Origin of the sequence: Lysinibacillus sp. NPDC059133, from assembly GCF_042755925.1 — a bacterium.
GTDB lineage: Bacteria > Bacillota > Bacilli > Bacillales_A > Planococcaceae > Lysinibacillus.
In genome coordinates this window covers 74311-88514 of the sequence record NZ_JBHZDH010000002.1, presented here as the reverse complement: position 1 = coordinate 88514, position 14204 = coordinate 74311, and the positions used below count along the sequence as shown (strand labels likewise).

The 14204-nt window shown below is 36.3% G+C and carries 11 protein-coding genes; 9 read left to right on the top strand and 2 right to left on the bottom strand.

Translation table 11 applies throughout. The annotated features are described in order from the left end of the window. Positions 1-112 precede the first annotated feature (112 nt). The gene (locus ACFXN8_RS01735; protein ID WP_386842309.1) at positions 113-880 is read right to left on the bottom strand and encodes a TSUP family transporter; all 768 of its coding nucleotides are present in this window, start codon (positions 878-880) and stop codon (positions 113-115) included. Between the two features lie 215 nt (positions 881-1095). On the opposite strand from ACFXN8_RS01735, the gene ACFXN8_RS01730 reads away from it, so the two are divergent. The 3 genes from ACFXN8_RS01730 (at position 1096) to ACFXN8_RS01720 (ending at position 4227) form a co-directional block, all read left to right on the top strand. Next, the gene (locus ACFXN8_RS01730; RefSeq protein ID WP_376070960.1) at positions 1096-1521 is read left to right on the top strand and encodes a hypothetical protein; all 426 of its coding nucleotides are present in this window, start codon (positions 1096-1098) and stop codon (positions 1519-1521) included. Positions 1522-1593: 72 nt separating this feature from the next. Further along, positions 1594-2601: an LLM class flavin-dependent oxidoreductase gene (locus tag ACFXN8_RS01725; RefSeq protein ID WP_376070962.1), complete on the top strand. Its 1008-nt coding sequence runs from the start codon at positions 1594-1596 to the stop codon at positions 2599-2601. A gap of 735 nt (positions 2602-3336) precedes the next feature. Next, the gene (locus ACFXN8_RS01720; protein WP_386842306.1) at positions 3337-4227 is read left to right on the top strand and encodes an Rpn family recombination-promoting nuclease/putative transposase; all 891 of its coding nucleotides are present in this window, start codon (positions 3337-3339) and stop codon (positions 4225-4227) included. 107 nt (positions 4228-4334) lie between these two features. Here ACFXN8_RS01720 and yfkAB read toward each other — a convergent pair whose 3' ends face one another. After that, positions 4335-5447 carry a radical SAM/CxCxxxxC motif protein YfkAB gene (gene yfkAB, locus ACFXN8_RS01715; RefSeq protein ID WP_386842304.1) on the bottom strand — a complete coding sequence of 371 codons (1113 nt, stop codon included), beginning with the start codon at positions 5445-5447 and terminating at the stop codon, positions 4335-4337. Positions 5448-5713: 266 nt separating this feature from the next. Here yfkAB and ACFXN8_RS01710 point away from each other — a divergent pair, with 266 nt between their 5' ends. From ACFXN8_RS01710 to ACFXN8_RS01685, 6 genes are all read left to right on the top strand, one after another. Then, positions 5714-6415: a YjjG family noncanonical pyrimidine nucleotidase gene (locus tag ACFXN8_RS01710; RefSeq protein WP_376070969.1), complete on the top strand. Its 702-nt coding sequence runs from the start codon at positions 5714-5716 to the stop codon at positions 6413-6415. A gap of 288 nt (positions 6416-6703) precedes the next feature. After that, positions 6704-7330, top strand: a complete 627-nt coding sequence (locus ACFXN8_RS01705) for a 50S ribosomal protein L25/general stress protein Ctc (RefSeq protein ID WP_386842301.1) — start codon at positions 6704-6706, stop codon at positions 7328-7330. Positions 7331-7487: 157 nt separating this feature from the next. Beyond that, positions 7488-8726, top strand: a complete 1239-nt coding sequence (locus tag ACFXN8_RS01700; RefSeq protein WP_386842299.1) for a DUF2399 domain-containing protein — start codon at positions 7488-7490, stop codon at positions 8724-8726. Continuing rightward, on the top strand, positions 8705-10129 hold the full coding sequence (locus ACFXN8_RS01695; protein ID WP_386842297.1) for a hypothetical protein: 1425 nt from the start codon (positions 8705-8707) through the stop codon (positions 10127-10129). The genes ACFXN8_RS01700 and ACFXN8_RS01695 overlap by 22 nt, the downstream gene beginning before the upstream one ends. After that, entirely contained in the window at positions 10071-10751 is a 681-nt protein-coding gene (locus tag ACFXN8_RS01690; protein ID WP_376070979.1) for a hypothetical protein, read from the top strand. The genes ACFXN8_RS01695 and ACFXN8_RS01690 overlap by 59 nt, the downstream gene beginning before the upstream one ends. Beyond that, positions 10741-13965, top strand: a complete 3225-nt coding sequence (locus ACFXN8_RS01685; protein ID WP_386842295.1) for an AAA family ATPase — start codon at positions 10741-10743, stop codon at positions 13963-13965. The genes ACFXN8_RS01690 and ACFXN8_RS01685 overlap by 11 nt, the downstream gene beginning before the upstream one ends. The last annotated feature ends 239 nt before the right edge of the window (positions 13966-14204 follow it).

Below are 14204 nucleotides of genomic sequence, written 5' to 3'. Positions count from 1 at the left end.
ATTTGGTCGATAAATTGATAACTACTTCTACAATTTCTTTAATGAAAAATGCCATAGCTAGTTTGATCTTCATTATAACTGCATGGAAAAATTGATAGATATAAGGAATCAATCATGAAAAATAGTCATATGTATTTTTCAAAAGTAATAGAATTGTCACAACGATAAATAAATTACGTACATACCCGCTGCCACGTTTAATGGCAAATTTAGAACCAACAATTGCACCAGCAATTTGTGCAAGTCCCATAGGTAAACCATAGGCATAATTTATTTGCCCTAAGTATATAAACATAAGAAGGGCTGCGATATTACTTCCAAAATTCAGAAATTTGGCATTGCCCGCTGATTTTAAAAAGTCGAAGCCAACTATTAAAAAGGCAAACAGTAGAAATGAGCCTGTCCCTGGCCCTAAAAAGCCGTCATAGAAGCCGATTAAGGTAATAATCACGACAAAAAATGCGTAACGCTTAGGTGTTAATATTTTATAGGTAGAAATGCTACCCCAGTCTTTCTTGAAAATAGTATAAATAGCTACAGCTGCTAGCATGACAAGCATAAGTGGTTTTAGAACACTAGGATCCATAAGATGGACAATCCATGCACCGATCATTGAGCCTATAAAAACAAAAGGGAACAGTTTATAAACGGCTTTAATATCCAATTTACCAGAGCGATAAAATGTTATAGTGCTCGTTAATGACCCCATAGTACCTGCTAACTTATTGGTAGCCACAGCTGCAGATGGTGGAAGGCCAACAAACATAAGAGCGGGTAATGAAATAAGTCCGCCGCCTCCTACAACAGAATCGATAAATGCGGCTAGAAAGCCAAAAAAAATAAGAATGAGTAAAATGTTTACATCTAAATCAAAAGGCACGTAGGTCATCTCTTTTCTATAATAATAATCTGATAGTAGCGAAATGAAAAGTAACTGTAAATAGCTTTAATTATATTTTTCTATTAATTTCGAGAATTTGATCTCTTTTGATATTTTTAAATTCTTTAAAAATCAAAAATATTCTACTTTATGTGTATATTTTAATGTATTATGTAGGTGATGATGTTTTTTGCGTAAAGGGGACGTGATGACATTTGAGTTTAGGAAATCATGTAAGAGTATTTGTTTGTGTTGTATGTATGGGGCTACTTGTCGGATGTGTGTATAATGCCAAAAAAGATATAACTGATAATGAATATATCGATACTGTAAAAGAAGGGTATTTGGGAGATTTTTCAGAAGTATCTGTTCGTAATGCATTTAATTATGCATTTTTTGAACCATATTGGCGATATTATCAGGCAAAAACAGGCGAGCATGTTGTCGAATTATCAGGTGATATTACATTTGAAGATGAAAAAGGACATGCCATTTTACAGTTCGTAGTGGATGAACAAACAAAGCAATTTTCTATTTATGCAATGAAATTTAATGATGTCGTATTGAATCCCAAACAAAACCGGTTGCTTATTGGCATGGTTTATGACACATGGCATGCAAAGCGGCTTGCCTATGAGTAAGGTCTTTTGCTTTGTAAAAAGAACTTCCTATATTACAGTAAGGAGGATGCTTAGACAGAGAGGGTGTTTTCAATGAGATTAAGTATTTTAGATCAAATGCCTATACCAAAAGATCATACTGCTGAGGAGGCTTTTCGGCGTACAGAACAAATAGCGCTTTTAGGTGAAGAGCTTGGCTATCATCGTATGTGGTTAGCGGAGCACCATAATAGCCATTCACTGGCAAGTTCAGCTCCCGAGGTTACAGCTGCTTTCCTAGCAGCGAAAACAAAACGTCTTCGTATCGGTACTGGAGGTGTGATGATGATGCACTATTCTCCATATAAGCTGGCAGAGGTTTTTAAAACATTAAGTGGCTTGGCACCAAATCGTATTGATTTTGGCGTCGGTAGAGCCCCTGGTGGTGACCATGCCTCTATTTATGCGCTAGCAGAGGGAAGAAGACAACGTTTTACAGAGCAATACGATAAGCTCGAAATCATTTTAAAACTGATGAATAATCAAAAAACAGGCGAAGATGTCTATGATCAAGTGATAGCGGCACCGGTGAATATCCAATTACCTGAGGCTTGGTTACTTGGGTCTAGTGGGCAAAGTGCTATGCAGGCAGGACGATTAGGTGTGGGTTACTCATATGCACAGTTTTTCACTGGCAATATGTCAAAGGATATATTTGATACGTATAGAGATTACTTTATACCTTCCTATTATATGGAGAAGCCACAAATTATCGTTACTTATGCGGCGACAGTTGCAGATACGTTAGAGGAAGCGGAATATTTGGCAAAGCCGATCGATATTACACGTCTTCATCTCATGAAGGGACAAATCATTCAAGCGATGTCACCTGAGGAAGCAAAGGATTATCCACTTACGGAGTTGGATAAAATGACAATCGCCAATAATCGAAAAGCCAATCTTGTCGGAACACCGAAGGAAATCGCTGAATTTTTAGTAGCAGAGCAAGAGCAATATGGATTTGACGAAGTGATGCTAAACTGCAACCAATACGCACTAGAAAGTCGCTTGAATACTTTTACGCTAGTTGCAAAGGAATTAATAGGAACGCCACAGCTTTAGCGGCGAGAGTACTTGCACAAAGAAGAATTGCTTTAAGTATTTTATTGAACTTACTAATCAACCAGAGTAGCTTCGAATTTGCTAGTGAAAACTATGAATCATGAAATAGGATGGACAGCAAATAATCAAGACAACACGAATTTAAGGATCGATACTAATGAACTTGCTTGCGTGGCAAATAGGGATTTCCTGTACAAAAATAATTAGGGGAAAACTGAAATGTGTACAGGTGATAGTGGTGAAAATATAAGGAACTTTGTGGAAAATAACAAAAGAGAAGCTATGTTCATCAGTATATGTGAACATAGCTTTTTTGATTTAAACTTATAAAATTAAGAGTTTAGGTCTTTAAAGAAATTAAGATTTTATTAATAATACGTTTTTGATGTTTTAAAGAGGTTTAGTAGTTCGCCCATGCTATAATGATAGTAATAAAAAAGAGGTGATACCTGATGAATCGAAAAGCAATACGAAGAATTCCGTTAGATAAGTTTTTTGATTTGAAGGTTGATTTTGCCTTCAAGCAATTGTTTGGTAGTGAAAAAATAAAAATCAATTTCGCCTTGGCGTAATTGCGTCCGGATTTTGAATTGTGCTCGCACAATTCATTCCTTTCAAAATCCGTGACATCCGCCGGAGGCATTATCTTCATTCAGTAGGGGGGTGGATACACACTGCAAAGGAATCACATTTGTATTCATCTCACCACCTTTCAGAGGTGGGAGCTTCTACTGAATGAAGATAATTACTATTGTCTTTTTGAATGCGGTGTTAAAGCTTACTGGACGAGATACTATTAAAGAAGTAACATTTATTCAGCATGAATTGGGCGGTGAATATCAGGACGATAAACAATCTCGGCTCGATATTCTTGTGAAAACACAAAAGGGCGATTTTATCAATGTAGAAATTCAACTATCCAATCAGCATGATATGACAAAGAGAACGCTATATTATTGGGCAAAAATGTATGAGTCACAACTAGTAAGAGGTATGGGGTATAGTGAATTGCGCCCAACTATTACGATCAATATTTGTAATTTTACAATGTTTAAAAATAACAAAAATTATCATAGTACTTATCATCTGTACGAAGACAGAACGTTATCAAGGCTAATGCCAGAAGAAGATGTTTTGGAAATTCACTTTATAGAGATGAACAAGTTTATTACTCTCTGGCATGAAGAAAAGTTGGATGCCCTTGAAAATATATTAATTCGATGGTTGTTATTACTTGGTATGGTTGATGGTCGTAAAAAGAAAGTATATGCGGATATATATCGTGAATTGGAGGAGTTAGCGATGAAGGATGAAAACTTACGTGCAGCATTTGATACATGGGAAGAAATCAGTCAATCCCCTGAAACTATTCTTGCTTATCAGTCTCGTTTAAAGTATATCCTAGATGAAGAAGCTCGCTACATTGATGGGATCAATAAGGGAAGAGAACAAGGGAAAACAGAGGGAATAAAAGAAGGGCTAGAACAAGGGCGTAAACAAGAGCAAATAGAGTTAGTGAAAAAATTACTACAACGTCATGAACCGATTGAAGAAATAATGGGTTTATTAGGCTTATCGAGAGAAAAAATTGAAAGAATAAAAAGTCTAAATTTACATGAGGAATAAGAAGAAGTAACAGATAATAACTTAACAGAACATTTATTGTAAGGCGAAAATTTCATAAATCCTATAAAAAATGTCCAATGCAAATGTATGCATTGGACATTTTCACTTTACACTCTAGCTGAGTCACTAATAAACTGTGTATCTTTATAGTACATATTTTTAACAAGAACGTTAGGACCTAAGCATTTTACAGCCGGACAGTGGCAGTTTAGTGATTTCGCTAAATCTGTTGCCATCCATTTATCAAAAATTGCTGGTAATTCGTCGTTTGCAATATTGCCGAGCGCTGGTGTATCGCCAAAGTCTGTCACAATGACATCACCTGTAAAGATATTGACATTTAAGCGAGAACGACCATCTGGATCATTGCGCATCGTAACGTTCTTTTCTTCTCGTAGTCGTTTTAGGAGTTTTTGATCTTCCTCATTCATGCTACATGGATAGAAAGATAGCGTACCAAAAAGCATCCAAGTATTTTCATCTCGAACATCAAGTAGATGATGAATCGCATCACGAGTTTCCTCAAGTGATAGAGATGTAAGGGAACTTGCGAAATCTGAAGGGTACATCGGATGCACCTCATGGCGTGCACATTTCATTTCATTGATGATTTGGTTATGAATATGTTCTAAGTACGGTAAAGTTTTTTTGTTTAACATTGTTTCCGCCGATACCATTACACCGTGTTCTGCAAGCATTTTTGAGTTATCAATCATGCGTTGGAATAAAGCTGCACGCTGTTCATAAGTCGGTTTTCGCTCCATCATGGCAAAACCTGTTTCGACGAATTCATCGATCGTACCCCAGTTATGTGAGATATGTAGTACATCTAAATACGGTGCAATCAGTAAATAACGTTCAGGCTCCAATGTTAGGTTGGAATTGATTTGTGTTCGCACGCCACGTTCATGCGCATATTTCAATAAAGGCAATACATAGTTTTGAACGGATTTCTTAGACATCATCGGTTCACCACCAGTAATCGAGATAGTTTTAAGGTGTGGAATATCATCAAGACGCTTTATAATTAGCTCAATAGGCAGTGCATCTGGATCTTTAGTTTGTAATGTATAACCAACCGCGCAGTGTGCACAGCGCATATTACAAAGTGTTGTTGTTGTAAATTCAATATTAGATAGGGTCATATGCCCATGTTGTTCAACATCTAAATACGCTTCCCATGGATCAAAGGCAGGCGTAATTTTTTGTAGAGTCGTCATAATTCGTACATCTTCCTTTCTAGCATTCTATTGTCTCATATTCGCTGTTATTTTCAAATATGAAATTATCGAAAGGGCTATTTTTAGGCAAGATGATCATTTTTATTACGCAATGAAGGAAATATTTTTCAAAGTTTCCCTTGTGTGATTATTCCTAAAATTCCGTAAAGTTGACAGGTGGGTGAATTTACTGTTATTTTTCTAAAAAAACGTTATGATAGAAGGAATGATATGGTAATATAGCACCAAAGAAAGTAGGGAATGACATGACTAACTATGAAACATTATTGTTTGACGTGGATGACACATTATTAGACTTTGACTTAGCTGAAAATGCAGCACTTGACCGTTTATTTAAACAGGAAAATATTGCAGCAACTCCGACGATGATAGCGCGTTATAAAGAGATTAATGAATCTATGTGGCGTGCTTTTGAACGCGATGAGGTGTCTAAAAATACATTACATAACACTCGATTTTCGATTGCGTTAAAGGAATTCGGCTTAGATGTAGATGGGGAATACTTTGAAGCGGTCTTTCAAAAATATTTGAAGGAGGCACATCATTTTGTAGATGGTGCCTACGAAGTAATCGAACAGCTTGCCGATAATTATGATTTATATGTCGTTTCAAATGGTAAAACAATGACTCAAAATAAACGACTAGAGGATGCAAATTTAGCACAATTTTTTAAAGACATTTTTATCTCGGAGCAAACAGGCTATCAAAAACCGATGCCAGCTTTTTTCGATTATGTTTTTGATCGTATCGATCATATAAATAAGGATAAAACCTTGATTATTGGTGATTCTTTAACATCGGATGTTAAAGGCGGACTACAAGCCGGAATTGATACATGCTGGTTTAATATACGTGATATTGAAAATACAAGCGATATTCAACCACATTTTGAAATTAAAAAGCTTCATGATTTACACATATTGTTAGATATTAAAGTAACAATTTGATAAGTACATGTCTAAACTACGCTTCAACTGTTCGTAAGCCCGAACAGTTGAGGTGTAGTTTTTTTGATAGAACCAAGCTCTAAAAGTACCATACTTATAGAGCCAAAATGTTAGCGGTGATTTTGAGCGTAGCTGGAAGAGTATAATAAATCAATTTAGCCGAGCATAATAACGTCACGGCTTTTTTGTTGGGGTAAATGAGTGAGGGTAGTGCACTAAAATGTATAAAAATCTATAGAACGGGCAAAACCTTTTATGAGACTAGTTTCCATGAAAGGGGAAAATACAATGAATACTGTTTTAACTGTAAAAAAACGCGATAAAGGGCGTCAATCATCATTAACTCAACTTAGACAGAACGGTGCTATTCCGGGCGTTGTATATGGCTATCAAATGGAATCGACAGCAGTATCACTGGATGCCAGACAATTTGCAAAAATGTTAGCTCAATTCGGCAATAAAAATGTCTTTCAATTAGATGTAGACGGTCAACGGGTCAACGCGGTATTAACAGAAGTACAACGCTGTGCGTTAAAGGGCAATGTTAAGCATGTAGATTTTAAGTCCATCGATATGTCCGAGGAACTAGAGGTTGATATTCCAGTAACGGTTACCGGTCATGCTATTGGAGTTGCAGATGGTGGATTCCTATTACAGCCTAATCGTGAAGTTCGCATAAAAGTAAATCCAACAGAAATCCCTGAAACAATAGAGGTTGATGTGACTGATGTAGCCATCGGGACATCACTTTATGTAGGAGATATTCGCGAAAAGTTTACCTTTGAAATTTTACAAGAAGATGATTATACATTAGTGACGATTACGCCGCCTGCTGCTGAAAATGTGCAGGAGGACACAGTAGATGGAACCCCTGAAGTAATCGAGGCTACTGGGAAAAATCCAGAGGAATCGTAAAAAGAAAAAAGCTACATCATTCCATCAGATCCGCCTAATGGATGATGTAGTTTTTATTATGTGTTTTAACAGATTTTTTAGATTTTATTTATATAAATAGGTTTACTGCATTCAATACTCTAGTTTTGTATAATGGAGTGAGAAAGGGTGTGATAGTATGATAGAACAATTTTTGACTTCGTATTTTGTCAAAAATGGGGAGCACCTTGAAGTACCTCCAAAATATATTTCAGATACAATTAAGCAGTATACGGTAGCAAAACAAACTGCACGAACGTATCGCAATGTATCGTTTTTAAAGGTAGGGCAACTAACAACAACAAAGCCATCACAAGAGCTTATAAATTATAAATTTACAAAAAATGCAAAGCGAAAGCTAACAGAAGATTTTTCTACAATCCAAAGCTGGATTAAGGAAGGGTGGATTATAGAAGAAATTGTTTTCGCACAAGATGGACGTACCGCAAAAGCAATCCATTACCGAATTGGTCAAAGTTTAAAGTACTATTTTGATGCTCAGAACGAGCTGCAGACGCAAAGGTTAGAAAATTATGCATTGCAGCTGCAAAAAAGTGCTGACATACAACCAATAAAAGAACTCCAACAAGCTGTGCATCAATTAAATGAATTTGTAGCAATGCCAATCGAAAAATTGGCACATACGACAAAATTATTATCCCATTGGTCGATTGAAAAACGATTACGTTTTTTACACTTTTCAATCGGCTTTTTCCAATTGGCAAATGAAGGATTACTGTTTGATTTTAAAGAAATAGGTGCAACGCTTTTTGATAAAATTGGTGGCTCTAAAGTTTTCGACCGTGAGCAAAAAGAATTTATCGAAGAGCTAGAGCGTGTTTTCTCTATACAAACAGGCGATTGCGGATTAATTAGTTTAGGGAAAATTACTCCAGTCTTTTTTGCGGGTGAGTTAACGGGGACATTTAGCCATTATCAACAAGGTGTTATTCATGCATTAACCGATGATGCCATTCTAAAGGATACTTATAAAACTGATGCGAGTTTTATTTGGCTTGTTGAAAATAGAGCAATTCTTACACGAATGGCAAAGGAAACGAGTTTTTTACAGCGTACTAATTCCTTTATTTTATGTTTAGATGGTCAAATAAGATCTGCGCATAAAATGTTGATTCGTCAGCTAGTCGCCACACAAACTGTGATTGTTTGGACAGATTTTGATGTTGCAGGCTTAACTATAGCTATGCATGCAGTACAAATGATGAATACACCGTATAAAATCATTGCTAGGGATAATCGGACTTTTTCTGATATCGAAGTCTATAAAAAGTGGCTACTGGGTGAACTTGAAGTAGCTGAACACGAACAAGAGCAGCAATTAGGAGATGTAGAACAATGGATGAAATGGATACAGTAAAGCGTGCACCAATCTCTATTTTTAATGTTGAATCGAACACAGCTGAGCTTAAAACATCAATGCGTGATATTGCCTCATTGGCTGGAGTATTAAATGAGCTTGGGAGCCAGCAAATTTATGAGTCACCGCTTGAAATTTTGCGCTTTCTGAATACGATTCAGCTTTTATATGAAGAATCTTTAGGCCTAGCAGACGTGATTGAGGATACAGAAATGCTGTATTATCGCTATCGCAATACATATATCGACGATGCACCACCAACCATTAAGCAACTTGATCACTTAATTTACATTTTGGCACGTAATAGCTGGCTCACGAAGCAAACGCGTCAAATAAAATTATTAGACCGTGGTAAACGGATGATGGATGCACTTATTCGACTTGCTAATGATTCATTAGCCTATTATTTACAGGATGATATTGGACGTTCGCTCTTCCAAGCACGACGAGATGCGGAGCTTAGTGCAGCCTATGATGATAATGGAATCTCAGGAGGCAATAAAATTGCTTCTATGATTCACAATGTTGAAGATGCAATTCAAAAACTGGAACTTCGTCAATTAGAATTTTTTGCTGATCGAAATGCCTTACCACAGCTTGAAATTATCCATCAGCTAATGCAGGAACTTGAACTAAAAATGCAAGAGCGACTTAGTCAGTTCCAAACAGTAGAAGAGAGCTTAGTGATGAGTGAATTAGTACAACGTGGAACAGCCATTTTATCAAAGGGAACAGCTCTTAGTCTAGGGATGCTTACGAAATATATTCGCTTTGTAACGATGCAGGATACGCCTCTCTCAGATTCGATTTCTCCAGAAAAGATACGTACATTTATAGTAAATATGTACAACCCACCAATCGATTCGAATATCCCAAACGCGTTCGATTTATTTAGTTTTATGGAGCAGGCACAGTATGAGGATGAGGAACTTGACGGTATTTGGATGCCAATTAAATTTGCAGCTCCAATAGGTGGACATGATATTGATGAAGCTATTCACTATTTAGAAACCTATGAGCCAAAAGTAAATGATCCAATTGAGACTAAGGAGGAAATCGACTTTGAAGAAACAGTTGTTGAAGGTGAATCCGTTCAACAATTGTTTGATGATGCAGCTTGGAAAATGACGAAGGCGATTATTAATACGGATGTCATCGAACACTACTTAGATGTACATGGTGAAAGTGAACTTGAGGAAGTGATGATAGAATCAAGCTCTGCTGAATGGGGAGATGCCATTCGTTCCCTTTTAGCTGTATCTGCTTTAACGAGTAAGCAAAAGATGAATATGAAGGAAGTATTGGACACAAAACAATTCGATAAACGATGGGAGTGGGTAGAAGATGACGACAGACGATTTACATTACAACGACATAAACGCACAACTCGCGACAATGAGTAACTTACGTGCCTACTTATCGGCGGAGGAAGAGCTAGCATTCATGCAGCTATTATTTTCATCCTCTGCAAGTGTACTAGGCAGTAATTACGGTTTAAGACGCAAGGATTTAGAAAAGCTATTAAACATAAAAAATGATGACAAGGCTTTTTATTCTTTTATTGAACGTGTAAATGCAGCAGTGCATCGCTACTTTCGTGTAATATATGATGAAAAAAGAACGCGTGTAATCGTTATGATGCGAGTTTCTGCAAAGGATGCAAAGTCGACATTAAGCAAAGAGGCACTTGCCATTTTACTGTATATGTTCTATCAGCAGGAAGTGCTAAATCATGAATATACATTAGTACAGCAAATATTAACAGATTTTGGACATGAGCTGTTAAATGCGAGTGCTAAATTACTGAAAAATATCGACCAACTGAAAAAAATCGGTGCAGTTGAAGAAAATGATATTTCAAAAAATGAAAAAGCTTACTCGTTAACAGCGATTGGTGTTCATATGTTTTCCGATTCGTTTTTACGAAGAACAGCCGAATTTGCTCAATCCACTCAGTTGAATAAAGAAGAAGTATTGAAATTTTTCAAACGCTATAATCTGTATATTCGGGAGGATGCACTATGATTCCCTATCGTCTGAGTTTAGTGGAATACGTGACTATAAACCAACGCGCATCTTGTTTGGTGAAGCTAATGATCATATTCTAATCACCGGTCCAAATGGAACAGGAAAATCAACTATTTCATTTTGTATGGGAGCGGTGCTATATTCTTCAAAAATTGATTTAGAGGGCTTGCGTTCAAATAATTTACCAAGCCATCAAAAATGGAGAGCGATTGTAGAACTAACCTTTAAAAATGAAGGACCTTCTAGAATTGACGCAGCACCTGTCGTTTCATTTCGATTGGTGATTGAGCAGGATGCAAATAGGGGCGCATTGCAGCGTGAATATCATGTCCTAACAGGAGAAACAGAGGACGCATTGACTGTCAGTGATATTTATCGTTCAGGTGATACAAACCAACGTAATTTTACAACATATAAAGAAGATTTACAGTTTAAATATAAAATTGATTCAGATTTATTTTATTTAATATGGTATCAGCAAGAAGTGAATCAGTTTGCTGTAATGGCGCCAGAAGAGCGTTTTCGTCGATTTAGCGAAATGCATAATATTACTGAAATCCAGCAGTCATGGGAAACGGCAATTGAAGGTGTTAAAGAGCTGGAACAAGAACTGATAGCTGCAAAGACAGTTGTTAAGCAGGCTGAATTTAATTTGAAAATAGCAAAAGAAGAATTTGATCGTTTGAAAAATAACAAGGCCCGTCTATATGAAGCAGGAAAAGCACATATCCTTTATACCATGTCACTTGTGCAATTATACAACAATCAAAAGCTAGAACTTGAAGAAAAACAAATAAAGCAAACGGACATTCGTCAAGATACAGAGGAAAAAATTGTACAAATAAAGAAACAAATCGAAAAAGCAAAACTCTTATTACAAGAGCTGCAAAAAAAACAACTGCAAATGGATGAGGAAAAGCGATCAAAATCAACATTACTTGAACAGTTATCCAAGAAACGAGAGACCTTGATTGTGACAGAGCAGGAATTAAAGGATCAACTTGTTCATACAGAGGAACAGCGTAAACAGCTTCGATTTACAGAGGATGTTACAAAAGCAAAATTCAATGATGCACAGCAAGAACTAGTTATAATTGAACAGCAGTATATACAATTACAGCAGCAATTAACAAATTTGACTATGCATAAGGATGAGCTTAATGGAAATAGATTTACCCTTAAATGGGAGCTAGAGCAAATTGAAAAAGAGGAACAGGAAGCAATCGCACTTCTAGCAGAGCATACGAGTTCCCATCAAGTACAACAAAAAATTACACATCTTGAAGAGCAAATTCAAGATTATTATAAGAAAAAAGTTTCCTTAGAACAGGCACTTGAAGATACAATAATTGAAATTACACAACGTGAAAACAATCAAATATATTCAGCTCGTCAAATAGCGGGCTTACAACAATTCAAGCATCGAGATATCTCGGCTTATACATTCCGAGATTTAGTTACGTTAGCTGAAGGTGCCACAATAGAGCATGAAAATCGTTTGAATTCAATTAAATACACCATTTTTTATGATGCAAAAGAGAAAGTAGCGTTTAATGATTTGTATCATGTGTCGTTACGTTCAATTGTACCAGAGCGTTTAACAACTAGTTTACCAGCGCAAAAATTAGTTATTCGACAAGGATTATCGGAAAAAGAACAAAATTTTGCCGTAAAAGCATTGTGGTGGGCACAGCAATTTTTCGAGATTCAAGCGCCAAAAATCCAAGGTGAATTATTAGTGGACGAGCACGGCTATCGAGGTGCGCAAGAAAAAAATACAGTTATTTTAAATGATAAAATGCTGAAAGAGCAGTTACTCACAATGCGCCAATTAAGAGTTCAGCTTGAAACACAGTTATCAACAGCGACAACACAATTTAAAGAAAACCAAATTAATTTGCAAAAACTAAATAGTATTATAAAGGATGTACAGAAGGCAGAAGCAAGTGTTGTAGATGCTGAATTTAAGCATCATAAGCTACAGTACAAAACAAAACTAGACGAGCAGTTTACAGCGCTTCAGAAACAAGAAATCCAGACGACAACAGCAATACAAAACGAGCAAGGGAAAAAAATAGCCATCCAATTTGAATTAGAAAAGCTAAAAACCGAGCTAGATATTTATGAGCAGCTTGGAGCTTTAAAGAAAGTTCAAGAACAGCTTGCAGAAACGAAATCAAAGTTAAAAGACATGAATGATACTATTGATGAGTCGAATAGCAAACTGAATCAATTAAAGGATGAGAGCTATAAACTTCATGATGTTTGTAGACAGAAGGAAAGTGATATTCGATCGCTTGAGCGTGATTTAACGGATGCGGAAAATGACGTGCAAGGTACGAAGAAGATGCTTGTCAAATACCAGGAAGAATTCGAAGTGGCAGAGGCTTCCATTTTGCAAGAACAGCTTTGTTTGGAAGAGCTAGCAACAATTATTCCAGATATTTTTGCTGCAGTGCAAGAAGTACCTCTATCATTAAATTGCACTATTCCAAAGTTAAAGAGTGATAATACCACAGCCCGTATCAACTTTGAGAATGCACGAGCAGAAAAGGTGAATCCGGAGGCAGAGCGTAATTATGTTGCAGTAAAAGATGACTTTGACATAAAAAAAGAGACAGTAGATCAGACACAGGAATACTTAGAAATTCACAGAAATCGAGCATTAGAAAATGAGAATCGTCTTGAAACAACCATCAATATGAATGTTCTTAAAATTAACAATTTATTTGCGAAATATATGGATGAATTCCAATTTGAAGGAAAAATCGAATATGAACGTTTTGAAGATAAAAAAGGTCGTACGATTTTTAAATTATATATTAAGGCACGGAAAATAGGTCATAGTGGTCGTTTAGAAGATGTTGGCACAAAGGCCAGACATGGTAAGCTAGGAAAAGGTGTGTCAGGCGGTGAAGAATCATTAAGCTCACTATTATTTGCACTTGCCCTGCTACAAAATTTAAATACTTCACCAAGCTTCATCGTCCTAGATGAATTTGATAGTGCATTAGATGAAGAACGGAAAGAAAAAGTGTTTGATTTATATGTAAACGAATTACAACGAAAGCTTATTATTTTATCTCCGAAGGCTCACGATGACCATTATTATAATAAATTTTCAACAGTTGTCGTCGTCGAGCACGATTCAGCAGTGCCGATTAGTCGTACAAAAACGATTCGATTGCTCCCGCATGAGATAAGAACCTGAGAATATAGATATAATAGGAGCTGTTTTGATAGTATCCCCTTTAAGTAGAAAATGTTAAAAGAGCTACAGTAATCTATAGTTAACATCTACTTAAAAGGGATTTTTCGATGACTAGAAAAAATAATTCGTATACAAATGTTTAAAATTAGATGTTGTTCAGTCATATTTAACAGGTATCGAAAGCTATCTTTCTATTGCCAAACGATTTGGCGTTCAAATGAAGGGGCTAACTCCATAAG

What these genes read in the sequence shown, in the direction of transcription:
- ACFXN8_RS01725 (WP_376070962.1), top strand. Translation starts at nt 1,594, where the DNA reads ATGAGATTAAGTATTTTAGATCAAATGCCTATACCAAAAGATCATACT.
- ACFXN8_RS01720 (WP_386842306.1), top strand. Translation starts at nt 3,337, where the DNA reads ATGAAGATAATTACTATTGTCTTTTTGAATGCGGTGTTAAAGCTTACT.
- yfkAB (WP_386842304.1), bottom strand. Translation starts at nt 5,447, where the DNA reads ATGACGACTCTACAAAAAATTACGCCTGCCTTTGATCCATGGGAAGCG.
- ACFXN8_RS01710 (WP_376070969.1), top strand. Translation starts at nt 5,714, where the DNA reads ATGACTAACTATGAAACATTATTGTTTGACGTGGATGACACATTATTA.
- ACFXN8_RS01705 (WP_386842301.1), top strand. Translation starts at nt 6,704, where the DNA reads ATGAATACTGTTTTAACTGTAAAAAAACGCGATAAAGGGCGTCAATCA.
- ACFXN8_RS01700 (WP_386842299.1), top strand. Translation starts at nt 7,488, where the DNA reads ATGATAGAACAATTTTTGACTTCGTATTTTGTCAAAAATGGGGAGCAC.
- ACFXN8_RS01695 (WP_386842297.1), top strand. Translation starts at nt 8,705, where the DNA reads ATGGATGAAATGGATACAGTAAAGCGTGCACCAATCTCTATTTTTAAT.
- ACFXN8_RS01690 (WP_376070979.1), top strand. Translation starts at nt 10,071, where the DNA reads ATGACGACAGACGATTTACATTACAACGACATAAACGCACAACTCGCG.
- ACFXN8_RS01685 (WP_386842295.1), top strand. Translation starts at nt 10,741, where the DNA reads ATGCACTATGATTCCCTATCGTCTGAGTTTAGTGGAATACGTGACTAT.